Origin of the sequence: Brachybacterium sacelli, assembly GCF_017876545.1 — a bacterium.
GTDB classification, from domain to species: Bacteria; Actinomycetota; Actinomycetes; order Actinomycetales; family Dermabacteraceae; genus Brachybacterium; species Brachybacterium sacelli.
The window spans coordinates 483,176-507,435 of the sequence record NZ_JAGIOD010000001.1; the positions used below are offsets into that span (position 1 = coordinate 483,176).

Consider the following 24,260-nt stretch of genomic DNA (forward strand, 5'->3'; position numbering starts at 1 on the left):
AGCTCTGGGCAACGCCGACGGGTGCGATCATCCGCACGCCCACGGGGGAAGATCGCGGCCTCCGCCCCCGGAGGGGATACCGCGCGGCACGGATCAGGCGGTGGAGCCCGAACCGGCCACCTCGGCGTCCTCCGAATGCGCAGGGATGTCACCGGTGGCGAGCGAAGACTCCATCTCCTCGAACTCCTCCATCGCCTTCGCGGGCGGCTGCGGCGTGAGGAGGCTGACCACCACGGCGAGGATCAGGCAGATCGCGAAGCCGGGGATGATCTCGTACAGGTGCTGGTCGCCGAACAGGCCCCAGCTGACGTCGGGCTCGAACTGGCCCCACACGAACGCGACCGCGGCTCCGGCGACCATGCCCGCACCGGCGCCGGCCGCCGTCAGTCGGCGCCAGAACAGCGCCAGCAGGATGATCGGGCCGAAGGCGGAGCCGAAGCCCGCCCAGGCGAAGGCGACCAGTCCCAACACCGAGCTGTCCGGGTTCAGCGCGAGGATCAGGGCGATCACGGAGACGGCGAGCACACCGATGCGCCCGCCCCACAGGGCTCCCTTGGCGCTGAGCTTGACCCCGACGCCGCCGACGAGGTCCTCGATCAGCGCGGAGCTGCTGACGATCAGCTGCGAGGAGATCGTGGACATGATCGCCGCCAGCACCGCGGCCAGCAGGATGCCGGCGATCAGCGGGTGGAACAGGATCAGCGACAGGTCCAGGAACACGGACTCGCCGTTCTCGGCGTCGGTGAGCACGGCGTCGGAGTTCTGCTGGAAGAAGGCAAGGCCGGCGAGCGCGGTGAACACGGCACCGATCACGCAGATGATCATCCAGGTCATCCCGACGACCAGGCCGTACTTGGCATCGCGGGAGGAGCGCAGTGCCATGAAGCGCACGATGATGTGGGGCTGGCCGAAGTAGCCCAGTCCCCAGGCCAGGGAGGAGATGATCCCGATGAAGGTGCCGCCGGCCGTCATGGAGCCGAAGTCGGCGTTGACCTGGCGCACGGACTCGAACATCGCCATCGGGCCGCCCACGACGAACATCGCGGTGATCGGGACGACGAGCAGGGAGACCAGCATGATCATGCCCTGGACGACGTCGGTGTAGGAGGCGCCGAGGAACCCGCCGAACAGCGTGTACAGGATGGTGACGCCACCGACCAGCAGCATGCCGAAGAGATAGCTGCCGCCGAACATCGACTCGAAGAACACGCCTCCGGCGACCATGCCGGAGGAGACGTAGAACGTGAAGAACACCAGGATGATCACGCCGGCGGCCATGCGCAGGATGTTCGTCCGATCGTGCAGACGGTTGCCGAAGAAGCTGGGCACCGTGATCGAGTTGCCGGCGATCTGGGTGTACTGGCGCAGGCGCGGGGCCACGAAGAACCAGTTCAGACCGGCACCGACCGTGAGGCCGACGGCGATCCAGGCCTCGACCAGTCCGTTCATGTACAGCGCGCCGGGCAGGCCCATGAGCAGCCAGCCGGACATGTCCGAGGCGCCGGCGGAGAGGGCGGCGGTGAACGGGTGCAGCTGTCGCCCGCCGAGCATGTAGTCCTCGCCGTCCGCGGTCTTGCGGAAGGCGTACAGCCCGATGCCGATCATGGCACCGAAATAGACGGCCAGGGCGATGATCTTGAAGACGAGATCCACGAGAGGACTCCGATCTCAGTGTGGGGAAGGGGTCGGGGACGGGGTGGTGGGTGGGATGGCCGACGACGGACACGCTCGGATCGCGCAGCCGGGGTCGCGGTCACAGACCGGGGAGGCTGCATCCGCGCCCGGGGACGACGACGGGACGCCGTGCGAGCGTCGAGGACCAGGGGTGCCGCAGAGACTACGCCTCACGGGCTCTGCGCACCGGCGTCGTTGCACGACGGTGACGTGTGTCGCGGCTCATCGCACCGACACCGGGCAGGCGAAATCCCAGGTCCGCGCCTCCTGCTCATCGACTGCGGCGGAAAACGCTCATGTGCACGCGACTTCCAGGAATGGAAGCCACGTGCACATGACGGGTGGGTAACCCCGAGGCGATGTTCAGTTGTACTCGATCAGCTGCGCTCGACCTGCTGCTCTCCTCCCGCGAACACTGCGCCGCCGGCTCGTCCCTCGCCGACGACTGCGCGTTCGCAGTTCGTCGATCAGCTGCGCTCGATCAGCTGTAGAGCATCTCCGTGTCCTCGTCGACCCAGTCCAGGGTGCGCTCGACGGCCTTCTTCCACAGGCGCAGGTACCGTGCGCGGGTCTCCTCGTCCATCGACGGCTCCCAGCGCTTGTCCTCGGCCCAGTTGTCGATGACGTCCTGCTCGCCGTCCCAGAAGCCCACGGCGATGCCGGCGGCGTAGGCGGCGCCGAGTGCGGTGGTCTCGATGACCTTCGGGCGCACCACGGCCACGCCGAGGATGTCGGCCTGGAACTGCATGAGGGTCTCGTTCTTGACCATGCCGCCGTCGACCTTGAGCTCGCTGAGCGAGACGCCCTCGCTCTCGGCGTCAGCGATCATCGCGTCCAGCACCTCGCGGGTCTGGAAGGCGGTGGCCTCCAAGGTGGCTCGCGCGATGTGGTTCTTGGTGTGGAAGCGGGTCATGCCGACCATCGCGCCGCGGGCGTCGGAGCGCCAGTGCGGGGCGAACAGGCCCGAGAAGGCGGGGACGATGAACAGGCCGCCGTTGTCGTCGACCTCCTTGGCGAGGTCCTCGATCTCGGGAGCCTCCTTGATTAGGCCCAGGTTGTCGCGCACCCACTGCACCAGCGAGCCGGTCACGGCGATCGAGCCCTCGAGGGCGTACACCGGCTTGGCGTCGCCGATCTTGTAGGCGACCGTGGTCAGCAGGCCGTTCTCGCTGCGCACCAGGTCCTCGCCGGTGTTGATCAGCATGAAGTTGCCGGTGCCGTAGGTGTTCTTGGCCTGGCCCACCTCGAAGCAGGCCTGGCCGAAGGTGGCCGCCTGCTGGTCGCCGAGGATGCCGGCGATCGGGGTGTCGATGAGCAGGTCGTTCTTGCGGCCGGTGCCGTACACCTCGGAGGAGGAGCGGATCTCCGGGAGCATCGACAGCGGGATGCCCATGTCCTCGGCGATGTCCTCGTTCCAGTCGAGGGTGTCGATGTTCATCAGCATCGTGCGCGAGGCGTTGGTGACGTCGGTGACGTGGATGCCGCCGCTCTGGCCGCCGGTCAGGTTCCACAGCACCCAGGCGTCGGTGTTGCCGAACAGCAGGTCACCGCGCTCCGCCTTCTCGCGGGCGCCCTCGACGTTGTCGAGGATCCACTTCACCTTGGGGCCGGAGAAGTAGGTAGCCAGCGGCAGGCCCACGCGCTCCTTGTACCTGTCGGCACCCTCGTCGCCCGCGAGCTCGTCGCAGATCTTCTGGGTGCGGGTGTCCTGCCAGACGATCGCGTTGTAGACGGGCTCGCCGTTGTTCTTGTCCCAGACCACCGCGGTCTCACGCTGGTTGGTGATGCCGACCGCCGCGAGCTGGTGACGGTTGATCTCGGCGTTCACGAGCGCCTGGCCGACGACGTCGCGGGTGTTCTTCCAGATCTCCTTCGGGTCGTGCTCGACCCAGCCGGACTTGGGGAAGATCTGCTCGTGCTCCTTCTGCCCGCTGGCGACGATCTGGCCGCCGTGGTCGAAGATGATCGCGCGGGTCGAGGTGGTGCCCTGGTCGATCGACATGATGTACATGGACTTGTCGTTCATCGGAACTCCTTCGTCGTGGATGCGGTGGGGTGAGGCCGGTGCGGCGCTCGGAGGTGCCGGGCTTCGGGACCGCTCAGAAGTAGATGATCGAGAACAGGCCCGCGAGGGCACCGCCGATCATCGGCCCAGCGATCGGTACCCACGAGTATCCCCAGTCGGAGCCGCCCTTGTTCGGGATCGGCAGAACTGCGTGCGCCAGGCGCGGCCCGAGGTCACGGGCCGGGTTGATGGCGTAGCCCGTCGGCCCACCGAGGGAGGCGCCGATCGCGAGCACCAGCAGCGCGACGGCGAGCGGGCCGAGCTGGTGCGGCGTGTTGCCGAACATGATGATCACGAACACCAACACGAAGGTCGCGATGATCTCGGTGACCAGGTTCCAGCCGTAGGAGCGGATCTCCGGGCCGGTGGAGAAGGTTCCCAGGATGGTGCCAGGGTCCTTCTCCTGGTCGTAGTGGTTCTTGTAGACGAGCCAGGCGAGAACGGCACCGATGAAGGCACCGATCAACTCGGCCGCGAAGTAGGTGAGCGTGGTCCCGAAGGTCTTCGGGATGCCTGGCGCGTACTCAGTGGCTTCACTCATGAGCAGCCCGAAGGTCACGGCAGGGTTGATGTGGGCACCGGTCTTGAAAGCGGTCCACACGCCGGCGAACACCGCGAGGCCCCAGCCGAAGTTGACCATCAGCCAACCGCCGCCGTTGCCCTTGGTCTTGCCCAGGATGTTATTGGCGACGACTCCGCCGCCCATCAGGGTCAGCATCGCGGTGCCCGCGACCTCTGACAGAAGGATCGTTCCGATCGTTCCCATGTGTTCTCCTCGTCGAGATCGACCTGCCTGCGTGCAGGTCGAGTGCCGGCTCCCGCCGGCCTGCGGCCGTGGTCGGCCTCCGGGGGCGTGCGCTCTGCCGCCTCCTGGGGATCCTAGGGCCCGGTGCCCGGGGATCGCTGGGTCTGGGTCAGTGCCTCGGCGGCACCTCGGGGACGGCACCGATGCGGGCCGCGGCCTCGTCGTCGCTCGTGCTCCGCTCGCCCTCGAGCCGGGCGGCGATGTAGGCACGGTAGGTCTCGACCTCGCCCGCCTGCGCACTCTCGTCCCAGCCCAGCTCGGGGCCGACGAGGGCGGCGACCTCCGCCGCGGCGTCCACGCCGCGGTCGCGGGTCTCGTAGTCCAGCCGGGTGCGGCGCTCGAGGACGTCGGCCAGATGGCGCGCCCCCTCGGCGCGCACCGCGTAGAGCGCCTCGGCCCGCAGGTAGCGCGGCGCCTGCTCGAGGGGCGTGCCGAGCGAGGGATCCTCGTCGATCAGGGCGAGCACGTCGCTCAGCAGCGCGCCGTAACGGAACAGCAGGCGGTCGGTGCGCAGCGCGTCGAAGCCGTACCGTCGGGCGATCGCCTGCTTGTCGCGCACGAGCCGCTCGTAGCCCTGGGCGCCGATCACCGGGACCGAGCGGGTCAGACTGGGGCGCCCCGGCTGGTTCTCCGTGATCGCGAAGTCGACGACGTCCTCGGCCATCACCCGGTAGGTGGTGAACTTGCCGCCGGCGATCGCCGACAGACCCGGCTCGACCTCCATCACCGTGTGCTCGCGGGAGACCTTCGTTGATCCTGCCCCGGAGCCGCTGGCCTTCTGGACCGGCTGCAGCAGGGGACGCAGGCCGGAGTAGACGCCGATAACGTCCTCACGGGTCAGGTCGTCCGCGAGCACGGCGTTGGCGTGCTCGAGCACGTACTCGATGTCCTCGGAGGTGGCACCGACGTCGGTGGGGTCCTGCGTCCACGGGGTATCGGTGGTGCCGATGACCCAGTACTCGTCCCAGGGGATGATGAACAGGACGGACTTCTCGGTCTGGGTGATGATCCCGGTGTCGGGCACCGCGGGGATGCGGTCGCGGGCGATGGTGACGTGGATGCCCTTGGAGGCGAGGACCTCGAGACCGGCGTCGGCCCCGGCGAGATCCTGCTGGTCCTGGGTCCACACGCCGCCGGCCAGGATGGTGTCGCGGGCATGGATCTCGAACTCCTCGCCGGTCTCCTCGTCGCGCACGCGGGCGCCGACGACGCGATCGCCCTCGTGGAGGTAACCGACGACGCTCGTGTAGTTGGCGACGGAGGCGTCGTGCTCGGCGGCCGAGCGCACCAGCATCATCACGAACCGGGCGTCGTCCATCTGCGCGTCGTAGTACTCGAGCGCGCCGACCGCCTTGTCGCCGTCGAGCCCCGGGAAGACCTCGAGCATCTTCGAGTGCAGCAGGTGGCGGTGGAAGGGGACCGCCCGCTTGCGACCGACGGACTGCATCGCGTCGTACAGGGCGACGCCGGAGCCGATGAACGCGCGGTCGACCACCTTCTTGAAGAATGGGAAGACGAACTTGATGGGCTTGACCAGGTGCGGAGCCGTGTGCTCGATGAGCAGGTCGCGCTCGCGCAGGGCCTCGGCGACGAGCTTGAAGTCGAGCATCTGCAGGTAGCGCAGACCGCCGTGCATGAGCTTGGAGGAGCGCGAGGAGGTGCCGGCGGCCCAGTCACGGGTCTCGACGAGGCCGACGGACAGGCCGCGGGTGGTGGCGTCGAACGCGGCACCGGCCCCGTTGACCCCGCCGCCGACGACGAGCACGTCCAGGGGGTTCTCAGCGGTCGCGGCGCGCAGGCGCGCGAGGTGCTCCGTCCGGGCTCCCGGGGTGAGTGCGGACCGGTTCTGATCGGACACGTGGATGCTCCTTCGCAATAGCACCGATGGGCTCGTGGTCCGTCGCGACGGTCACGGCGGGCGATCCAGCCATGGTGGAATCGCCGTGCAGCGGGACGCAAACTGGATGCACGGACGTGCAAGACTGGTGCCATGACCCCTGGTTCACGGTCCGATGACCTCTTCGAGGCTGCACGGATGTACTACGCAGAGGGTCGCACGATGGAGGCGATCGCCGGCGGGCTCGACGTCTCCCGGTCCACGGTCTCGCGGATGCTGCGCGACGCCCGGGAGGCGGGACTGGTCCAGATCACGCTGAGACCACCGGACGCCCACCGCGTCGAGGAGCTGCGCCGGCGGATCGCCCACAAGTACGGGGTGCGGGCGCGGGTGGTGCCCACCCGCGCGGGCGATGGCGAGCACGAGCGGCTGCAGGCGGTGGCCGACGCCGGGGCCGACCTGCTCGACGAGATGCTGGAGCCGGGCATGACCCTGGGAATCGCCTGGGGCACCACGATCGCGACGCTGCTGGGCAGCGTGCAGGCCCGCCCGATTCCCGGCCTCCGGATCGTGCAGCTCAACGGGGCGATCAACACCGAGGGCACCGGGCTCACCTACGTCTCGACGGTGCTGGCCCGGGCCGCGATGCTGTGGGACGCGACGGTCCACCACTTCCCGGTGCCCGCGTTCTTCGACTACGCCGCCACCCGCGAGGCGATGTGGCGCGAGCGCTCGGTGCAGAAGGTGCTGGAGACCCAGCGGCAGACCACCCTGGCCGTGTTCAGCGTGGGCGCCTTCGACGCGGAGGTGCCCAGCCACGTCTACACCAACAACTACCTCACCCGGGAGGACCTGACCTCGCTGCGAGCCGATTCGGCGGTCGGGGACGTGTGCACGGTGTTCCTGCGGGCCGACGGCTCCTTCCGTGACATCTCGATGAACGCCCGAGGCTCCGGCACGGACCCGAGCCGGCTCTCCCGCATCGCCCATCGGCTGCTGGTGGTCTCCGGCTCCCGCAAGGCCCTGCCGCTGCGAGCCGCCCTGCGCGCCGGGGTCGCCACCGACGTGGTGGTCGACGAGCTCACGGCCGCGAGCCTGCTGTCCCTGCGGTGAGGACCACGGCGCCGCCGGACGGCGCCGATCCCCTCACCCACACCGCGCCATCCCCATCACCCACCCCGAACCAACCCCATCACCCACACCGTCTTGCGTCAGCTTCTCAGCCACTTTCGCACCGGGAGTGGCTGAGAACGGAGCACTTCTACCCGAGCCGGGGGCGGCCGGGTCACGGTTGGCGCTGGGCGATCCGCAGCGAGAGTCGCCCCGCTCCGACTTCGGCCACGGTGCGCCGGATGTGCTCCTCGCTCGGAACACGGAGCCCTCGCCGGCCCATCGTGCGCCGGAGCCGGAGCAGAATGCGCAGCGGGTGGGCGAGATCCGCCCCGTTCGCGCGGGCGAGCGTCCATCCGTACGAGGAGAGCTCATCGCGCCGTGCCTCGTCCTTCCGCCACTGGTCCTTCGTCCGCCGGTGGACGTCGCCGTCGTACTCCAGCCCGAACCCGATCCCCTCCCAGGCGAGGTCGATCTCTCGTGCCGACCCGGTCAGCGGCTCGCGGACCCGGAGGTTCGGGGTCGCCGGAGGAAACCCTGCGGCGCCGAGGAGCAGACGGAACACGGTCTCCCCCGGCGAACGCACCCGTGGACTCGCCAGGCGCAACGCCGCCAGGGCGCGTGGGGTGCCGTGGAGACCTCTAGCCTCCTCCAATGCGGCCGTCAGCGTCGGGACCGTCTCTCCCGGCCAGCGGAACCGCGGCCCGATGATCGCGTCGGCGGCGGCCACGACATCCCACAGCGGCATCATCGTCGCGAGCTCCCGCAGCACCTCCGGAAGCGCTGACACGGTGAGCGGCCCGAGCTGCGCGGTGTGCCCAGGGCGCAGGCGGTGCACGATCGCACCCCGCCCCACTCCCGAGGTGCCGCCCCGGTCGACCCGGCAGCGCAGCACAGGAAGCCGCGCACCTGACCTCAGGGAGCTCTCCGGCTCGACCACCGGGATGACCGCCACCCCTCGCCGGACGGGAAGACCCGGGCGATACAGCGCGCCGAGCCCGCTGTCGAGGCGCAGCGGGAACGGGATCCCCCAGAACAGCGCCGCTGTTGTGTGGCTCAGCACGCACCCTGGTTGGACACGGTTCTGGAGCACCCACGCCATCACGTTCACCGTCGCCGGATGGTCGGTGGGCGTTCGGTACCCCGGGAAGACCGTCGTGAAGTGCTCCGAGGCGAGGTCGCGCGTGTGGAATCCGAGCCTGCCCCACTCTCGGTGATGGATCAGCGCACCGGCGTATCTCTCGAGCGAACGACGCATGGCGCGACCGTACGCAGCGTCGTCGCGGCGGTCTGCCACCCGCCGCGCGCGGTGGACAGCACCCTTGTGGGGAGGAGAGAAGAACGGCGTCGGAGTGCCCACGAGGCGGGTGTCGTCGATCGTGCTCCGAAGGCTCCGCTCACGCCTCGGCGCGCGTCGCGATCCGGCAGGTCACGTGAATCGTTCCCAGGCGGATCCGGCCACTCCGGGCACGTCAGCCCAGCCCGGGCAGTTCCGCCGCGATCCGGCAGGTCAGCCGAGCCCGGGCGGGCAGCTCCGCTCCGACGGGGCCGAGTGTATGAGGCGGAATCGTTCGCAGAGCACCGGCATGTCCGGGGCGGATCCCCGCGTCGAGTACGTGCTCCAGAAGTGCTCGTGGACGCGGCGCCAGGAAGCGAGGGTGCGGTCGTCCTCACCTTCGGCGCGGGCGTGCTCCGCGCCGACTTCGTCGAAGGGCACGATGTCGATCGCGGTCACCTCGAGGACCGCGCGAGGCGCCTCGGCACCGTCGAGGATGATCGAGAGGTCTCCGACGGCGGGGAGCGGCTCGGCGTCGTCCTCGTAGTCCCACAGCGAGGACGCCGTCGCGGTCTTGGTCCCTTCGAGGACGAGGGTGAGGAGCTCGTCGGCATGCGCGGGGGTGGCGCCGAAGGCCCAGGCCTCCGGACGCTCCGCCGGGAGCGAGGGATGCAGGGCGCGGGCGTCAGCCCAGAAGCGGGTGAGCTCGACGTGGGAGGCGGTCACGAGAAGATACGGTAGGCGACGCCGCGATGCAGCGCCGCATCCATTCCGTTCCGCGGGTCGGGTCAGCGCCGATCTACGTCAGGATCACAGCCACTTTCACGGCCAGAGTGGCTGAGAATGAAGCGATCGTTCGCCGGCCCGGCGGCGCGACCTCACCCCTCGGCGCCGGTGAGGTCGAGACGCTCGGGGTGGGTGTAGACGTTCAAGCGGCCGTCGCCGTGCTCGCCCGCGCGGGTGAAGCCGAGCAGGGTCATGCCGAACTCCTCGGCGGTGTCGACGGCGAGCGAGCTGGCGGCGGAGACGCAGGCCAGGAGCGGGATCCCGGCCATGTACGCCTTCTGGGCGATCTCGAAGCTCGCACGGGAGGAGACCAGCAGGAACAGCTCGCGAAGCGGGAGGCGGTCCTCGAGCAGGGCCCAGCCGATGACCTTGTCGACCGCATTGTGCCGGCCGACGTCCTCCCGCACCACCAGCAGGTTCCCCTCGAGGTCGACGAGGGCTGCGGCGTGGACGCCGCCGGTGCGTGCGAAGACGGCCTGCTTCGCGGTCAGGGCGCCGGCGGCACCGAGGAGGTCGCGGGGGTCCAGGGACCAGCTCGGCATCAGCGTGTACCGGCTCTTCTGCCGCACCGCGTCGATGCTCTCCGAGCCGCACACCCCGCAGGCCGAAGTGGTCGTGAAGTTCCGCGTGACCTGAGGAAGCAGGAGCGGCGCCGTAGTCGTGAAGTCCATGACGTTGTAGGTATTGCGGGCGAAGCCGGTGCTGTTGTCGACCACGGCGCCGTCGCAGTACCTGGCCTCGGAGATGTCCTCGCGATGGGCGATGATCCCCTCGCCGTGGAGGAAGCCATGGATCAGCTCGATGTCATGGCCGGGCGTGCGCATGGTCAGCGACAGCTGCTGGCCGTTCAGGCGGATGTCGAGCGGTTCCTCGACGGCGACACGGTCCGCCTTGCGCCCCGCATACAGCCTGCCCTCGCGCACCCGGACGGTGCGGATCCGCGTGGAATCGGTGACCCTGCCCATCCCTCGAGGATAGTGCTCGCGCTCAGCGCTCGGACCCGGCATCCACCCCGGCGCTCAGCGCTCGGACCCGGCATCCTCCCCAGCGCTCTGCTCCGGCGCGTCCACGTCGGTCCCGCGGCACCCGCCCTCGGCGAGGGAGCGCGCCACGTCGAGCTGCTGCTCCCAGCCGCGGAGGTTCTCCTCGTAGTTGCGACGACGCACGGACTCATCCGGTCCCAGCTTCGCGAAGCCCCGCTCGCGCACGGTGAGTCGCACCAGGTTCCGCTTCGCGGTGCCGGCCGGGTCGATGACGAACTCGACGGTGTTGTTCGGCGCGTCGGAGATCTCCCCCATTCCCCCGCCGAGCCAGCGGAAGGCGACTCGATGGGGAGGCTCCCGAACCTCGACCGTGAGCTCGAAGCTGCCGTGGACCGGGTCGAGGACCCGCGTGACCGGGCCGTCGGTCGTGATCCGGTGCTCCCGGTACTCACCGTCGTTGATGAACCACCCCGGCTCCTGGACGATCGCGAAGACGGTCTCGGCGCTCGCGTGGATCAGCGCGCTGCGCACGATCTCGTCGGGCACCTCGCCGTCGCCCGGGAGGATGGACTCGTCAGCCATGACTGCGCTCCTCGTGGTCAGGAGGCGGCATCGTCACCGCCTGACAGAAGCCTGTCAGACGTCGGCCGTTCGGGCGACCTCTCACGCCGCTGCGCCTCCGCCGCGACGCCGGCGAGCCGCCGGTCCCAGCCGCGGGCGACGACGCCGAGCAGATCAGAGATCTCCAGGACACGGGCGGCGTCGACGCGGTGGACCCGCCGCCTCGACTCCCTCGCCGCATGCACGATCCCGGCGTCCTCGAGGACCCGCAGGTGCTTGGCCACCGCCTGGCGGCTGACCTGGAGATCGCGGGCGATGGCCCCCGCGTCGTCCGGCCGGTCGGCCAGGCGCACCAGGATCTGCCGGCGGGTGCGATCGGCGAGCGCCGCGAAGGTCGCATCGGCTCCCTGCCCGAGCAGAACCTCGGCCGGGGAGCGCCCGGTCATGCCGCCTCGGCGCGGGTCTTCGCGACGCCGAGCTCCTCGATCCAGCCCTGGGTGTTGTCCTCGAAGCGGGTGCGGCGCTCGACGGCGTCGGGGCTGATCCCCGCGAAGCCGACCTCACGGACGGTGAGCTCCACGCCGTCGCCGGCGGGCTCGATCGTGAACTCGATCGTGTTCGAGGGGAAGTCCTCGAGCGCACCGACCTCACCCCCGAGCCACTGGAACACGGCACGACGCGGGCGATCCAGCTCGAGCGTGCCGATCGAGAACTCCCCGTGGACGGGATCGACGACCGTCGCCGTCGCACCGTCGACGGTGATCTCGTGCTCGCGGTACTCGCCGTCGTTGATGAACCAGCCCGGCTCGCTGATCAGGTCGAAGACGGTCTCCGCGGAGGCGTCGATGCGGATGCTGCGGACGATCTCGTCGGGAATGTCGTCGGTGGTCAGGGAGGTGACGTCGTCGGTCATGAGCGAACTCCTCGATCGCGGTGCGCGACCGGGACGGCCGCAGGATCCAGCCTGGCACGACGCCACGCACAGTGCAACCCTCTGGTTGCACTAATCGAGCAGATGGCCCGATCACCGGCGAAGCCCGGGAGGCGGCGACGGCACCCACCAGCACCTGGAGCTGGTGCGCTCGGCCGACTGCTCCCATGGCGCGCGGATGACTGTCTACGACGTCAGGCCACAGTGACGCCTCCTCACAGCGGCGCCGCAGCGACCTCCGAGAGCGGCCGCGGCGCACGGCCGAGCACCGCCGCGAGATCACCACTGACCACGTCCAGCTGACCCGAGGCGATCGCGGTGTAGGTGCTGATCCAGGCCTCGACCTGCCAGTCGGGAACGCCGTACGGGGCACGCGAGGCGCGAGCCTCCTCGAGGGTCTCGTCGACATAGGAGTACTCCTCGCCGCGCGACGTGGTCATGATCTCCACCGCCTCGGCGAGGGTGAGCGCCGTCGGACCGGTGAGGTCGAGCGTGCGCCCCGCCCAGGGCGCGGGATCGCGCAGGATCGCGGCGGCGGCCGCCGCGACGTCGGCGCGGGCCACATAGGCGCAACGGCCGTCCGCCCCGGGCCCCCGGATCACGTGGTCCGCGCCCGCGAAGTCGAGCAGCACGTCGGCGTAGAAGCTGTCGCGCAGGAAGGTCCAGGTCATCCCGGAGTCCCGCAGGAGATCCTCGGTCGCGCCGTGGTCGCGGGCCAAGGTGAACTCCGCCTCGGCGGCGGCGCCGAGGAACGAGGTGTAGACGACGTGGCCGACTCCGGCCGACGCGGCGGAGGCGATCGCGGTGCGGTGCTGCTGGACCCGGTCCGCGGACTCCCCGGCCGAGACCAGCAGCAGGACGTCGACCCCGGTGAAGGCCGCCTGGCAGGCCGTCGCGTCGGAGAAGTGCGCCTGCGCCACCTCGGTGCCGGGAAGATCCGGAGCGCGGCGCGCATCGCGCACCACCAGCCGCGGCTGCGCCCCGGCGCGTGCGAGCAGACGGGCGACCTCTCCCCCGACCTTGCCGCTCGCGCCGGTGACCGCGAGGCGCATCAGACCAGCCCCTTCTCGCCGAGCCAGGCCTTGGCGATGTCGGCGGAGCTCGACTTCTCCTCGACGCTCTGGCGGTTCAGCTCGATGAGGTCGTCCATGCTCAGCGCCTCGATGACCGTCGTGATCGCCGTCTCCGCCTCTTCGTCGAGGCTCGAGGAGACGACGGGCACCACGTTCTGCGGCAGGATCAGCGACTCGGGGTCCTCGAGCACGACGAAGTCGTTCGCCACGATCGCCGGGTCGGCCGAGTAGAGGTCCGCCAGCTGCACCTCGCCGTCGGCGAGGGCCTGCACGGTCAGCGGGCCGCCGGAGTCCTCGACCGGCACGACGGTGACGTCGACGCCGTAGACCTCCTTCACACCCTCGGGCCCGTAGGGGCGCACCTCGAACTCGCTGTTGGCTGCGATCTTCAGGTCCTCCTCGACGTCCGCGAGGTCGCCGATGGCGGTCAGCGAGTTCGTCTCGGCGAACGCCGAGGTGGTGGTGTAGGAGTCCTGATCGGCGGCCTCGGCGAAGGACAGCACGCGCAGCTCCTCGGGCAGTGCCTCGGCGAGCGCGTGATGGACCTCTTCCGGGGTCGCGGTCCCGGCCTCGGAGTCGTAGTGCTGCAGCAGGTTGCCGAGGTACTCGGGCAGCACGTCGAGCTTCCCGGCCTCGAGCTCGGGGATGTAGACCTCACGCTGGCCGATCTGGTACTGGCGGTCGACGGTCAGGCCGACCGCCTCGATCGACTGGGCGAAGAGCTCGGCGATGATCTCGTTGGAGTAGTACGCCTGCGAGCCGATGGCCACGCTTCCCGGCGCCGCGCGGCCGCCGTCGGACGCACCGGTGCCCTCACCGTCCTCCTCCGCGAAGGGGTCGGAGGTGCCGCAGGCGGCCGCGCCGAGGGCGATTCCGCCGACGCCGAGGGCGCCGAGCAGGTGACGGCGGGTGCTGTGGATGCTCATGGGGTTCTCCTGGGGTGCGAGCGGGACGGGCAGCTGGGGGCCGACGGGGACGAGCATCTCTCACGAGATCCGGCTCAGGCGGGCAGGGCTCCGCGCGGGGCGGTCAGGCGCTGGGTCAGCAGCAGGACGAGGTCGAGCAGCAGGGCGAGCGCGATCACCAGCAGGGAGCCGGCGATCATCAGGGGGTAGTCCTGGGAGCCGAGCCCCAGGAAGATGTAGCGCCCCAGCCCCCCGTTGCCGACGTAGGCGGCGAGCATGGCGGTCGCCACGACCTGGACGGTCGCGCCGCGGAAGCCGCCGACGATCAGCGGCATGCCCAGCGGGATCTCCACCTTGGTGAGGATCTGCCACTCGGTCATGCCCTGGGCGCGGGCGGCGTCGACGGTCGAGGGGTCCGCGGACTCGACGGCGGCGTAGGCGCCGGCCAGCAGGGAGGGCACTGCGAGGACGACGAAGGCCAGCAGCGGCGCGGTCAGCCCGATACCCAGCAGCAGGGCGAACAGGGTGACCAGGCCCAGGGTGGGCAGGGCGCGGGCGGCGCCGGCGGCGGTGACCGCCACGCCCTTTCCCACGCCGGTGTGACCCACCAGCAGCCCGAGGGGGACCGCGATCAGCGCCGCCACCAGCACGCCGAGCACGGTGTACCCGAGGTGCTCGAGGGTGCGCAGAGGGATGCCGGAGGGGCCCGACCAGTGCACGGGGTCGGCGAGCCAGGCGAGGGCCTCGAGGAAGGGGTTGCCGGTCATGAGCGCCTCCCGGCCGTGGTGCGGGACCAGGGCATCAGTGCACGTCCCAGCAGCACCAGCAGCGCGTCGGTGAGCAGGGCCAGCACCGCCGTGAACACCACGCCCGCGGCGATCTCGGCGAGGATGCCGCGGCGGAAGCCGTCGACGAACAGCATGCCCAGGCTGGGGACGCCGAGCACGCCTCCGACGGTGACCAGCGAGATCGTGCTGACCGCGACCACACGCACTCCGGCCAGCAGCACCGGGCCCGCCAGCGGCAGCTCGACGCGGAGGAAGCGGGCCCCGGGCGCGTAACCCTGGGCGGTGGCGGAGCTGAGCACGATGCGGTCGACCGAGCGGAAGGCGTCGGAGGCCGCCGGGACCATGAGGGCGAGCCCGTACAGCGACAGCGCGACCGCGATGTTCAGCGGGCTGCGCACGCCGGTGCCGACGATCCCGGGCAGCAGCACGAACAGCGGCAGCGAGGGGATCGCGTACAGCAGCCCCGAGGTGGTGGTCACCCCGGTGCGCAACCAGCCGCGGGCGTTGGCGAGCTTCGCCATCGGCAGCGAGAGGGCGAAGGCGATCAGGATCGGTGGCAGCGCCTGCAGAAGGTGGGAGCCGGTGTAGCCGATGATCACGTCGAGGTTCTGAAGCACCCAGCTCACGAGGGGGCCTCCCCGGACGGGAGGGCGTCCTCGCGCTCGCCCAGCACCCCGGCCGCGCGCCCGTCGGCGTCCACCACGATGTCGCGCCCGTCGACGCGCTCGAGATGCAGGGTCCGGGCGCCGCGGTCGGCTCCGACGAAGCTGGCCACGAAGTCGTCGGCCGGCTCGGCGAGGATCTCCTGCGGGGTGCCCACCTGGGCGATGATCCCGCCCGGTCGCAGGATCACGACGCGGTCGCCGACGAGGAACGCCTCGTCGATGTCGTGGGTGACGAAGACGATGGTCTTGCGCAGCTCGCGCTGCAGGCGCAGCAGCTCCTGCTGCAGCTCCCCGCGGACGATGGGGTCGACCGCTCCGAAGGGCTCGTCCATCAGCAGGATGTTGGGGTCGGCGGCGAGGCCGCGGGCGACGCCGACGCGCTGCTGCTGGCCACCGGAGAGCTGGGAGGGGTAGCGGCGCCCGAGCGCGGCGTCCAGGCCCACGGTCTCCATGAGCTCACCGGCACGGACGCGGGCTTCACGCCGGGAGGTGCCGCGCAGCACCGGGACCGTGGTGATGTTGTCGAGCACGGTGCGGTGCGGCAGCAGCCCGGAGGCCTGCATGACGTAGCCGATGCTGCGACGCAGCCGCACCGGATCCAGGCTCGCCACGTCGTCGCCGTCGATGTGCACCCGCCCCGAGGTGGCCTCGACCATCCGGTTGACCATGCGCATCAGGGTGGTCTTGCCGGAGCCGGAGGAGCCCACCAGCACCACCGACTCGTGGGAGGCGACCTCGAGGCTGAAGTCCTCGACGGCCAGCGTGCCGCCCGGGTACTGCTTGCGGACGTTCTCGAATCCGATCACGGGCTGCTCCCCATCGGGTCGTCATGTGCAGTGATGTCCGGCGTCCTGCGGACCGGCTCCCCGGGCCGATCCGCACGGGTAGATCGCCGCCCGGCCTGGAGATCCGGTGAGTTCGACACTACGCCATCGCCCCGACGAGGCAGCGGTTGTCGCGCGCTTCAGCGCCCGGTCTCCTCCAGCGCGGGGCGCACGGCGACGCTGAGGTCGGAGCGCTCGATCACCAGCGCCTGTCCCTCGCCGACCTCGAGGTGGCCCGTCTGCGGGATGCCCGTGGAGGCGACGATGACGCGGTCGGCGTCGATGCGGTAGCGCAGGGCGTACATGTCGGCCACCTGGTGGCGCGCCGCCTGCGCAGGGTCGTGCTGCTGGTAGGCGACCATCAGGTCGGGGGTCATCACCAGGCAGTTCAGCGCTTCCGGTACCCGGGCGCCGTGGTGCAGGCACAGCGCGGTCAGCTCGGCCGCGGCGTGCTGCACCGCCGCGGCGAGGTCGTGCTCACGCTGGTGGAGGGTGATCAGGGAGTAGAACAGCTCGGAGTCGGTGGTGCCCTCCGGGGTACGGCCCCCGCGGGCCAGGATCGCCTCGCGCAGCGGTGCGGAGAGGTCGAACTGGCCGTTGTGCGCGAAGACCGTCTCCCCCTCCCGGAACGGGTGGGTGTTCGCGATCTCCATCGGCAGACCAGGACTGGCGCGGCGCAGGTGCACGAGCATCATCGGCCCCCGCGCGGCGGCGATCGCCTCGCGATAGGCGGCGGATTCCCGTGCCACGTCGAGGTGGCGGCGGGTCTGCGGCCGACGGGGGTTCGCGAGCCGCGCGCCTCGGCCGCAGTGGTCAGCCGAACCACCGTGGTCGGCCGAACTACCGTGGTCGGCCGAACCGCCGTGGTCAGCGCCGCTCTCCGGGTCAGCTCTGGCGTCCGCGTCACCGCTGCCGCCCGGTTCACCCTGTCGGTCCTGACGCTCCCGGCCGTCCTCGTCGTCGAACCAGGCCACGCCCCAGCCGTCGCGGTGGACCTCGGACTGAGCGGTGAAGGGCTCGATCTCCTCCCCCACGGCCCGGTCCAGGGCGATGGGGCCACGGGAGACGACGCCGAGCAGACGGCACATGGGGGCACCAGCTTTCGCGAGCAGGGGCAGGACCGGACCTCGGGACGAAGGACGGGCTCAGCCCGCGGTCGCGCGCGCCTTCATCCGGGCGTCGAGGGCGAGCGCGATACGGGTGAGCAGGAAGTTCAGCACGATGTAGATGACGGAGACGACCACGTAGGTCTGCACCAGGTAACGCGTGATCGAGACCATCGTCTTGCCCTGGAACTGGAGCTCGTTGACGCTGACCACGTAGCCGAGGGTGGAGTCCTTCAACAGGGTGACCAGGGCCAGGATCAGGCTGGGCAGCACCAGGCGCACCGCCTGCGGCAGGATCACGTGGACCAGGGCGTCGCGTCGGCCCAGACCGATCGCGGCGGCGGCCTCGTGCTGACCGCGGTCGACGGCCTTGATGCCGGCGCGGAACACCTCGGCGGTGGTCGCGGCCGAGACCAGGATCATCGGGATGACCAGCATCCAGAACCGTGGGAGGGTGACGCCGAAGGCGGGCAGCGCCAGCAGGAAGGCGTAGACGACCAGCAGCATCGGGATGCCGCGGAAGAACTCGATCCAGGTGGCGGCCGGGGCCCGCAGGAGCCTGAACCGTGAGAGGCGGGCCAGGGCCAGCAGCAGGCCGAAGGGGAAGGCGACCACGGCCGCGACCGCGGTGACCTGCAGCGTGCCCAACAGCCCGCGGCCGAGGAAGGCGAGGTAGTCGACCCGCAGGTAGACGACCCACTTGTTCGGATCCAGCTGGTCGTTCTCGGCGAACTGCCACAGCCCGCCGGCGATCAGGCCCAGGATCACCACCGTGCTGAGGAGGGACAGCAGCAGGATGCGTCGGCGCCCCTTGGGCCCGGGGGCGTCGAAGAGCACCTGCGTGGCGGAGTTGCTGGTGGTTGTCATGACCCCATCTCCTCCCGCTCGTCCCTCGCAGTTCGTCGACCGGGGAGGTTCATGACCCCATCTCCTCCCGCTCGTGCCTCGCAGTTCGTCGACCGGGGATCATGCTTGCGCTCCTGCGGTGACGTCCAGCGCCTTGCGGTCCCTGCCGCGCTCGGAATCGCCGCCCGGGGAGACAGCACGCTCGAGGGCGCCGCCGAGGGCCGCACCGCCGAGGGACATGCCGAGATAGACGGCTCCGGCGACCAGGAACATGAGCACTGCCTGCGCGTACTGGATGTTGAGGGTCTGGGTGACCCAGGTGATCTCGCTGACCGCGATCGCCGAGCACAGCGCCGAGCCGATCACGGTGCCGATGAACACGTTCACCAGGGGTTGGATCATGGTGCGGAAGGCCTGCGGGAGCACCACGTACCGCAGAGTGCCGAAGAAGCCGAGCCCGATGGAGCGGGCGGCCTCGGCGTGGCCGACGGGCACGGTGTTGATGCCCGAGCGCACGTTCTCGCACACGAAGGCGGCCGAGGACAGCGTCAGGCCGAGAACGCCGCACCAGAAGTAGGGCAGGCGCAGGCCGACGTCGGGCAGGCCGAAAGAGATGAGGATCAGCAGGCTCAGCAGCGGGATGTTCCGGAAGATCTCGACGTACACCGTCGCCGCCCAGCGCAGCGGCGGGATCGGGCTGACGCGGCACACCGCGAGGGCGGTGCCGACGACGAGCGCGAGCACATAGCCGAGCAGGGTCAGCGCGACGGTGTACGCGATGCCCTGCAGCAGCAGGGGGGTGTTCTCGGCGATGGCTTCCATGCAAACCCTCTCGATGCGGGCGGGGCCGGACGGCGGGAGACCTCGGTGCACAGGCGCAGGCGGCGGGTCGGTGCGCGGGCGGCGGGCCGCCTCCGGTGCACGCGGGCACGTCCCGCCGTCGGCGGATCAGACGGGCAGGTCCCCGGGGGTGGGCGGCTCGGGAGCCTCCCCGTCGACGACCTCGCCGACGGTGGCGGTCCACAGCGCCTCCCAGGTGCCGGAGTCGATGATCTCCTGCAGGAAGGTGTTCACGAAGTCCGCGGCGTCCTCGTGCTCCGTGGACAGCCCGATGCCGTAGGGGTCGTCGACGAAGGGCTCGCCGACCACCGTGACGTCGGGGTCGGCCTTGGAGTTGCCCAGCAGCACTCCCTGGTCCAGGACGTACGCGTCGGAGCGGCCCTGCTTGAGCGCGGCCACGCAGGACTCGTTGTCCGGGAGGGTCTGGACCTTGTCGGGATCGTGGTCGGGCACGTTCTCCTCGATGGCCTGGATCCCGGTCGAGTTCGCCTGGGTGACGAGCTCGAGCCCGGTGAGGTCCTCGGGGCCGGAGATCGAGTCCTTGTCCTCGGTGCGCACCTGGATGGCGGTGCCGGAGAGGTAGTAGGGGCCGGCGAAGTCGATCACCTCGAGCCGCTCGGGGGTGATCGAGTAGGTGGCGATCACGCAGTCCACGGTGCCGTTCTCGACCATCGTCTCGCGGGTCTCGACGGTGGTGTCGATGTACTCGACCTTCTCCGCCCCGTCCTCGCCGAGGATGTACCGGGAAAGCAGCTGGGTGATGCCGGCGTCGAAGCCGGTGGGATCCTCCCCGGTGGTGCTGGCCAGGGAGAACACCTGATTGGCGAGAGTGCCGCCGCGCACCAGCTTGCCGTTGTCCTTGATGGCGGTGGCCCATGCGCTGGCGGCGACGGCGTCCTCGGAGGCGAGGGGACCGGAGGCGATGGCGTCGCCGTAGGGGGTGCCCTCGCCGCCACCGTCGGAGGCGCCTCCGCCGAGGTCGGGGCCGGAACCGGTGTCGGAGGAACAGGCGGCCAGAGCAGCGCCGAACGGCAGTGCCGCGGCCGCCGCCACGACGGCGCGACGACCGGGTCGGGAGGTGCTGGGGGTCATGGATCTCTCCGATTCGTCAGTCGCTCCGGGCGGAGCGGGGATGGCGGCCCGACGGGTGCCGAGCAGGTGCGGGGGGTCAATGGGCGAGGATCTTGCTGAGGAAGGCCTGGGCCCGGTCGCTGCGGGGATCCGTGAAGAACTCCTCGGGATCGCCCTGCTCGACGATCTCGCCCTGGTCCAGGTAGACCACGCGGTCGCAGACATGGCGGGCGAAGCCCATCTCGTGGGTGACCACGAGCATCGTCATACCCTGCTCGGCGAGCTCGGTCATGACGTCGAGGACCTCGTGGATGACCTCGGGGTCCAGCGCCGAGGTGGGCTCGTCGAAGAGCAGCGCCTTGGGCGCCATGGCCAGGGCGCGGGCGATCGCCACACGCTGCTGCTGACCTCCCGAGAGCGCGGCGGGCAGGGAGTTCGCCTTGTCGGTCAGGCCCACCCGCTCGAGCAGCTCCCTCGCCAGCTTCTCGGCCGCCGCCTTGCTGACGCCGCGCACCCGGCGCGGCCCCAGGGTGATGTTGTCGACGGCCTTGAGGTGCGGGAACAGGTTGAAGGACTGGAACACCATGCCGACGTCGCTGCGCAGCTCCGTCAGCTCCTTGCCCTCCTCCGGCAGCGGCCGGCCGTCGACGGTGATCTCCCCGTGGGTGATGGTCTCCAGGCGGTTCAGGCAGCGGCACAGGGTGGACTTGCCGGAGCCGGAGGCGCCGATCAGCGCCACCACCTCCCCGCGGTGGATGTCGAGGTCGATGTCCTTCAGCGCCTGGAAGTCGCCGAAGAACTTGTCGACCCCGCGCGCCGAGATCAGCGGCTCGCCGATCTGCTTCGTCGGGCCGGCGGTCGCGCTCCCGGCGCGGGGTGTCCCCGGGGGCGTGCTGCTGTCGCTCATGGTCCGAGAATGCGCGTGCCGAGGACGCCTGTCCAGATCACGACACGACGGACCGCATGTCGGAACGTTTTCGTGACCGGTCAGGCGAACGGGCCACGGCCGGCCACCCGCATGCCGGCTCTCAGGCCCGGTACGCGCCCTGGTAGACGGCCTCGAAGGGGGCGTGACCGCCCTGGCGGTGCTCGATGGAGCTGGTGACGACGTCCTTGGCCACGCGGGCGGCTTCGAGCGGGGTCGCGCCCTGGGCGAGCTCGGCGGTGACGGCAGCGGCCAGGGTGCAGCCGGCACCGGAGACCCGCTCCTGACCGATCTTGGGGCTGCGCAGCTCCACGGTCTGCTCCCCGTCGTGGAAGACGTCCACCGCGTCCTCGCCCTCGAGCACCACGCCGCCCTTGGCCAGCACGATCACGTCGTAGGTCTCGTGGATGCGCCGCGCCGCCTCGGTGAGGTCCGCGACGGACTCGATGCTCTCCATCCCGGAGAGCGAGAGCGCTTCGAAGTGATTGGGCGTCACGAACGTGGCCAGCGGCAGGATCTGCGACTTCAGCGCATTGTCCGTGTCCAGGGCGGCCCCGGGCTCCTGGCCCTTGCAGATCAGCACCGGGTCCAGCACCACGTGGGTGAAGGAGCGCTCGGCGACGGAGGCGGCGACCGCGTCGATCGTGGCGGGGGTGCCGAGCATGCCGATCTTCACCGTGTCGATGTCGTGCACGGCGGTGGTGGCCTCGATCTGGTCGGTGATCACCTGGGGCTCGACCGGCACGAAGCGGTGCGCCCAGTCGTTGCTCGGGTCGAAGGACACGATGCAGGTCAGCGCCGCTGTGCCGAAGGTTCCCAGCTGGTGGAACGTCTTCAGGTCGGTCTGCGCGCCGGCGCCTCCGGTGGTCTCGGAGCCGGCGATGGTGAGGGCGACGTGGGTCATGAGGATCTCTTCCTGCGCGGTGATCGTGAGGTCGCCGCACGCCGACCGTGCTCGACGGGCTCGCCGGGTTCGACGAGTCGGGTCGGGGCCGACGTGACGGCCGTGACCGCGCGCTCCCAGGGCGCCGACGTCCCGTCGGACCCGTCGCAGCGGTCGTGACGCGGGCGACCGGCCCGGGGACCCGATGTGAGGTCCCTCCGACCCGCCGCCGCGGCAGGACGTCGATCCTAACGCCTCGGGTACAGTGCCGGGCGTGCTGACGCCCGACCCGCAGGCGGAGATCGCGGACCCGACCCGGCCCGCGGCCTCCCCCATGTCCCGCCACGCGGCGACCGGGACCGCTCCCGTCTCCGAGGAGGCCTCGGCGACGGGCACCGCTCCCCCGTCCCCGAACCGGTGGGATTCCTGCTCGTCGCTGGAGCTAGCCGCGGACGAGGACTCCGCGGCCCCCGGGCGGCGCCGTTCGGCCCGCTCCCCCCGCACGAGCTCGCGCGGCCGGTTCGCCGGCGCCGCGCGCACCCTTCTCGACGAGCATCTCGGTTCCACGCTGAAGTTCCTGCTCGTCGGCGGCGTCGTCTTCCTGCTGGACGCGGCGATGTACAACGTGCTGGTGTTCTGGCACCCGACGGAGGGCTGGGGCGAGGGCCTCATGCACGGCAACCCGCTGACGGCGAAGGTGCTCACGATCGCCGCCGCCTCGTGCCTGACCTATCTGGGCAACCGGCTGTGGACCTTCGGGGACCGGCCGCGACCGGACACCACCCGCTCGATCATGCTGTTCATCCTCATCAACGTCATCGCCTCCGGGCTGCAGCTGTCCTGCCTGGGCTTCTCGCGGTACGTGCTGGGGCTGGACTCGGTGCTGGCCGACAACATCTCGGGCACGCTCATCGGCCAGGCCGTCTCGACCTCCTTCCGGTACGTCACCTACGGCCGTTTCGTCTTCCCCCGCCGCTGAGCCCCACCGGGCACGGCTCTGCGGACGACCCCGCGACGGTGCCGGGTCTCTGACAGACTCGGGGCATGGACACCACCGGCCCCTGGATGCGCGCCTCGCAGGCCGCCGGCCTGCTCGTCGACGGCGAGGCCCGCCCCACCGTATTCGCCCAGATGTCCGCCAAGGCCGTCGCGACCGGGGCGCTGAACCTGGGCCAGGGCTTCCCCGATGACGACCCGCCCGCCGTGGTGGCCGATGCCGCGATCGCCGCGATCCGCGCCGGCCGCAACCAGTACCCGCCGGGCCTCGGCGAGCTCGAGCTGCGCGAGGCGGTCGCCCGTCACCAGGCCCAGTGGTACGGCCTGCACTGGGACCCGGAAACCGAGGTGCTGGCGACCACCGGTGCCACCGAGGCGCTCGCGGCGACGATGCTGGCGCTGCTGGAGCCGGGCGACGAGGTGGTGACCCTCGAGCCCTTCTACGACCAGTACGCCGCGCTCATCGCCCTCGCCGGTGGGGTGCACCGCACGGTCCCGATCAGCTCCCGCACCGATGAGGCGGGCGATCTGGTGCTCGATGTCGCCGAGGACGACCTCCGGGCCGCCTTCACCGACCGCACCCGGATGGTGCTGCTGAACACCCCGCACAATCCCACCGGGCTGATGCTGTGGGTGGGCGCTATGCAGGCGATCGTCGAGGAGGCGATCGCCCATGACGCCCTGATCGTCACCGACGAGGTCTACGAGCACCTCACCTTCGGCCCCGCGCACCTGCCGATCGCGACGCTGCCGGGGGCCCAGGACCGCACCGTGTCGATCTCCTCCGCCGGCAAGACCTTCTCGGTGACCGGTTGGAAGATCGGCTGGGTCACGGCGCGGCCGGAGCTGGTCACCGCGATTCTCGGCGCCAAGCAGTGGCTGACCTACTCCTCGGGCGCTCCGTTCCAGCCGGCCGTGGCGGCGGGCCTCGCCATGCCGCCCGCGGCCTTCCATGATCTCGCCCAGGACCTGCGCGGGCGCCGCGATCTGCTCACCGACGGACTGCGGTCGATCGGTTTCCGGGTCAGCGTGCCGGAGGCGGGATACTTCGCGGTGGCCGACGCCGCGAGCCTCGGGGAGCCCGACGCCGCCGCGCTGTGCGAGCGCCTGCCGGGCGAGGCCGGCGTGGTCGGCATCCCGCTGTCCGCCTTCTACCGCGACGGCCACGCCGGCGAGGCCTCCTCCTACCTGCGCCTGGCCTTCTGCAAGGACCGCCCCACGCTCGAGCGCTCCCTCGAGCGGCTCGAGGCCTGGGCGGCACCTCGCCGCTGAAGGACGAGGCATGGGCAGCGCACCGTCCCTGAGCCGCG

Annotated in this window: 24 protein-coding genes; 3 read left to right on the plus strand and 21 right to left on the minus strand. The window is 70.6% G+C overall.

The genetic code is table 11. From position 1 onward, the window contains the following. Positions 1–93: 93 nt before the first annotated feature. The 4 genes from putP to JOF43_RS02010 form a co-directional block, all read right to left on the minus strand. Positions 94–1,653: a sodium/proline symporter PutP gene (gene putP, locus JOF43_RS01995; protein ID WP_209898366.1), complete on the minus strand. Its 1,560-nt coding sequence runs from the start codon at positions 1,651–1,653 to the stop codon at positions 94–96. Positions 1,654–2,155: 502 nt separating this feature from the next. Continuing rightward, the gene (glpK, locus tag JOF43_RS02000; protein WP_209898369.1) at positions 2,156–3,700 is read right to left on the minus strand and encodes a glycerol kinase GlpK; all 1,545 of its coding nucleotides are present in this window, start codon (positions 3,698–3,700) and stop codon (positions 2,156–2,158) included. Positions 3,701–3,773: 73 nt separating this feature from the next. Beyond that, positions 3,774–4,496, minus strand: coding sequence for an MIP/aquaporin family protein (locus tag JOF43_RS02005; protein ID WP_209903017.1), 723 nt, complete (start codon positions 4,494–4,496; stop codon positions 3,774–3,776). A gap of 157 nt (positions 4,497–4,653) precedes the next feature. Beyond that, positions 4,654–6,402, minus strand: a complete 1,749-nt coding sequence (locus JOF43_RS02010; RefSeq protein WP_209898372.1) for a glycerol-3-phosphate dehydrogenase/oxidase — start codon at positions 6,400–6,402, stop codon at positions 4,654–4,656. Between the two features lie 132 nt (positions 6,403–6,534). Here JOF43_RS02010 and JOF43_RS02015 point away from each other — a divergent pair, with 132 nt between their 5' ends. Next, complete coding sequence (locus JOF43_RS02015; RefSeq protein WP_209898375.1) at positions 6,535–7,494, plus strand: sugar-binding transcriptional regulator; 960 nt, start codon at positions 6,535–6,537, stop codon at positions 7,492–7,494. A gap of 172 nt (positions 7,495–7,666) precedes the next feature. Here the strand turns inward: JOF43_RS02015 and JOF43_RS02020 are convergent, their stop codons facing one another. The 17 genes from JOF43_RS02020 to JOF43_RS02100 all read right to left on the minus strand — a co-directional run bounded on the left by JOF43_RS02020 (position 7,667) and on the right by JOF43_RS02100 (position 21,975). Next, a complete protein-coding gene (locus JOF43_RS02020; RefSeq protein WP_209898378.1) occupies positions 7,667–8,749 on the minus strand; it encodes a hypothetical protein in 1,083 nt (360 codons plus the stop codon). Positions 8,750–9,001: 252 nt separating this feature from the next. Beyond that, complete coding sequence (locus JOF43_RS02025) at positions 9,002–9,493, minus strand: ASCH domain-containing protein (protein WP_209898381.1); 492 nt, start codon at positions 9,491–9,493, stop codon at positions 9,002–9,004. A 152-nt stretch (positions 9,494–9,645) separates the two neighbouring features. Further along, the gene (gene fdhD / locus JOF43_RS02030; RefSeq protein WP_209898384.1) at positions 9,646–10,518 is read right to left on the minus strand and encodes a formate dehydrogenase accessory sulfurtransferase FdhD; all 873 of its coding nucleotides are present in this window, start codon (positions 10,516–10,518) and stop codon (positions 9,646–9,648) included. A 54-nt stretch (positions 10,519–10,572) separates the two neighbouring features. Continuing rightward, positions 10,573–11,118, minus strand: coding sequence for an SRPBCC family protein (locus tag JOF43_RS02035; RefSeq protein WP_245353989.1), 546 nt, complete (start codon positions 11,116–11,118; stop codon positions 10,573–10,575). A gap of 17 nt (positions 11,119–11,135) precedes the next feature. Continuing rightward, the gene (locus tag JOF43_RS02040; protein ID WP_209898387.1) at positions 11,136–11,543 is read right to left on the minus strand and encodes an ArsR/SmtB family transcription factor; all 408 of its coding nucleotides are present in this window, start codon (positions 11,541–11,543) and stop codon (positions 11,136–11,138) included. After that, a complete protein-coding gene (locus JOF43_RS02045) occupies positions 11,540–12,010 on the minus strand; it encodes an SRPBCC domain-containing protein (RefSeq protein ID WP_209898390.1) in 471 nt (156 codons plus the stop codon). Before JOF43_RS02045 ends, JOF43_RS02040 begins: the two co-directional genes overlap by 4 nt. A 233-nt stretch (positions 12,011–12,243) precedes the next feature. After that, entirely contained in the window at positions 12,244–13,080 is an 837-nt protein-coding gene (locus JOF43_RS02050) for an SDR family oxidoreductase (RefSeq protein WP_209898393.1), read from the minus strand. Continuing rightward, positions 13,080–14,027: an ABC transporter substrate-binding protein gene (locus tag JOF43_RS02055; RefSeq protein WP_209898395.1), complete on the minus strand. Its 948-nt coding sequence runs from the start codon at positions 14,025–14,027 to the stop codon at positions 13,080–13,082. Before JOF43_RS02055 ends, JOF43_RS02050 begins: the two co-directional genes overlap by 1 nt. A gap of 74 nt (positions 14,028–14,101) precedes the next feature. Beyond that, positions 14,102–14,773, minus strand: a complete 672-nt coding sequence (locus JOF43_RS02060; protein WP_209898398.1) for an ABC transporter permease — start codon at positions 14,771–14,773, stop codon at positions 14,102–14,104. Continuing rightward, positions 14,770–15,420, minus strand: a complete 651-nt coding sequence (locus JOF43_RS02065; protein WP_209898401.1) for an ABC transporter permease — start codon at positions 15,418–15,420, stop codon at positions 14,770–14,772. The genes JOF43_RS02060 and JOF43_RS02065 overlap by 4 nt, the downstream gene beginning before the upstream one ends. Then, positions 15,417–16,265, minus strand: a complete 849-nt coding sequence (locus JOF43_RS02070) for an ABC transporter ATP-binding protein (RefSeq protein ID WP_209898404.1) — start codon at positions 16,263–16,265, stop codon at positions 15,417–15,419. Before JOF43_RS02070 ends, JOF43_RS02065 begins: the two co-directional genes overlap by 4 nt. A 158-nt stretch (positions 16,266–16,423) precedes the next feature. After that, positions 16,424–17,371 (minus strand): class II glutamine amidotransferase, encoded by a 948-nt coding sequence (locus JOF43_RS02075; protein WP_209898407.1) that lies wholly within the window; start codon positions 17,369–17,371, stop codon positions 16,424–16,426. 57 nt (positions 17,372–17,428) lie between these two features. After that, positions 17,429–18,256, minus strand: coding sequence for an amino acid ABC transporter permease (locus tag JOF43_RS02080; RefSeq protein WP_209898410.1), 828 nt, complete (start codon positions 18,254–18,256; stop codon positions 17,429–17,431). 99 nt (positions 18,257–18,355) lie between these two features. Continuing rightward, on the minus strand, positions 18,356–19,057 hold the full coding sequence (locus tag JOF43_RS02085; RefSeq protein ID WP_209898413.1) for an amino acid ABC transporter permease: 702 nt from the start codon (positions 19,055–19,057) through the stop codon (positions 18,356–18,358). 126 nt (positions 19,058–19,183) lie between these two features. Then, complete coding sequence (locus JOF43_RS02090; RefSeq protein ID WP_209898416.1) at positions 19,184–20,167, minus strand: glutamate ABC transporter substrate-binding protein; 984 nt, start codon at positions 20,165–20,167, stop codon at positions 19,184–19,186. A gap of 76 nt (positions 20,168–20,243) precedes the next feature. Continuing rightward, positions 20,244–21,053, minus strand: a complete 810-nt coding sequence (locus tag JOF43_RS02095) for an amino acid ABC transporter ATP-binding protein (RefSeq protein ID WP_281065006.1) — start codon at positions 21,051–21,053, stop codon at positions 20,244–20,246. Positions 21,054–21,174: 121 nt separating this feature from the next. Then, on the minus strand, positions 21,175–21,975 hold the full coding sequence (locus JOF43_RS02100) for a hydroxymethylpyrimidine/phosphomethylpyrimidine kinase (RefSeq protein ID WP_209898420.1): 801 nt from the start codon (positions 21,973–21,975) through the stop codon (positions 21,175–21,177). Positions 21,976–22,228: 253 nt separating this feature from the next. Here JOF43_RS02100 and JOF43_RS02105 point away from each other — a divergent pair, with 253 nt between their 5' ends. Together JOF43_RS02105 and JOF43_RS02110 are read left to right on the plus strand one after the other, a co-directional pair. Then, positions 22,229–22,933: a GtrA family protein gene (locus JOF43_RS02105; RefSeq protein ID WP_342592061.1), complete on the plus strand. Its 705-nt coding sequence runs from the start codon at positions 22,229–22,231 to the stop codon at positions 22,931–22,933. A 65-nt stretch (positions 22,934–22,998) separates the two neighbouring features. Continuing rightward, positions 22,999–24,222 (plus strand): aminotransferase class I/II-fold pyridoxal phosphate-dependent enzyme, encoded by a 1,224-nt coding sequence (locus tag JOF43_RS02110; RefSeq protein ID WP_209898423.1) that lies wholly within the window; start codon positions 22,999–23,001, stop codon positions 24,220–24,222. Positions 24,223–24,260: the final 38 nt, after the last annotated feature.

Coding starts and splice junctions, on each gene's coding strand:
- JOF43_RS02085 (WP_209898413.1), bottom strand. CDS start 19,057: ATGGAAGCCATCGCCGAGAACACCCCCCTGCTGCTGCAGGGCATCGCG.
- JOF43_RS02100 (WP_209898420.1), bottom strand. CDS start 21,975: ATGACCCACGTCGCCCTCACCATCGCCGGCTCCGAGACCACCGGAGGC.
- JOF43_RS02095 (WP_281065006.1), bottom strand. CDS start 21,053: ATGAGCGACAGCAGCACGCCCCCGGGGACACCCCGCGCCGGGAGCGCG.
- JOF43_RS02080 (WP_209898410.1), bottom strand. CDS start 18,256: ATGACAACCACCAGCAACTCCGCCACGCAGGTGCTCTTCGACGCCCCC.
- JOF43_RS02075 (WP_209898407.1), bottom strand. CDS start 17,371: ATGTGCCGTCTGCTCGGCGTCGTCTCCCGTGGCCCCATCGCCCTGGAC.
- fdhD (WP_209898384.1), bottom strand. CDS start 10,518: ATGGGCAGGGTCACCGATTCCACGCGGATCCGCACCGTCCGGGTGCGC.
- JOF43_RS02045 (WP_209898390.1), bottom strand. CDS start 12,010: ATGACCGACGACGTCACCTCCCTGACCACCGACGACATTCCCGACGAG.
- JOF43_RS02015 (WP_209898375.1), top strand. CDS start 6,535: ATGACCCCTGGTTCACGGTCCGATGACCTCTTCGAGGCTGCACGGATG.
- JOF43_RS02020 (WP_209898378.1), bottom strand. CDS start 8,749: ATGCGTCGTTCGCTCGAGAGATACGCCGGTGCGCTGATCCATCACCGA.
- JOF43_RS02060 (WP_209898398.1), bottom strand. CDS start 14,773: ATGACCGGCAACCCCTTCCTCGAGGCCCTCGCCTGGCTCGCCGACCCC.
- JOF43_RS02050 (WP_209898393.1), bottom strand. CDS start 13,080: ATGCGCCTCGCGGTCACCGGCGCGAGCGGCAAGGTCGGGGGAGAGGTC.
- JOF43_RS02035 (WP_245353989.1), bottom strand. CDS start 11,118: ATGGCTGACGAGTCCATCCTCCCGGGCGACGGCGAGGTGCCCGACGAG.
- glpK (WP_209898369.1), bottom strand. CDS start 3,700: ATGAACGACAAGTCCATGTACATCATGTCGATCGACCAGGGCACCACC.
- JOF43_RS02090 (WP_209898416.1), bottom strand. CDS start 20,167: ATGACCCCCAGCACCTCCCGACCCGGTCGTCGCGCCGTCGTGGCGGCG.
- JOF43_RS02055 (WP_209898395.1), bottom strand. CDS start 14,027: ATGAGCATCCACAGCACCCGCCGTCACCTGCTCGGCGCCCTCGGCGTC.
- JOF43_RS02040 (WP_209898387.1), bottom strand. CDS start 11,543: ATGACCGGGCGCTCCCCGGCCGAGGTTCTGCTCGGGCAGGGAGCCGAT.
- JOF43_RS02110 (WP_209898423.1), top strand. CDS start 22,999: ATGGACACCACCGGCCCCTGGATGCGCGCCTCGCAGGCCGCCGGCCTG.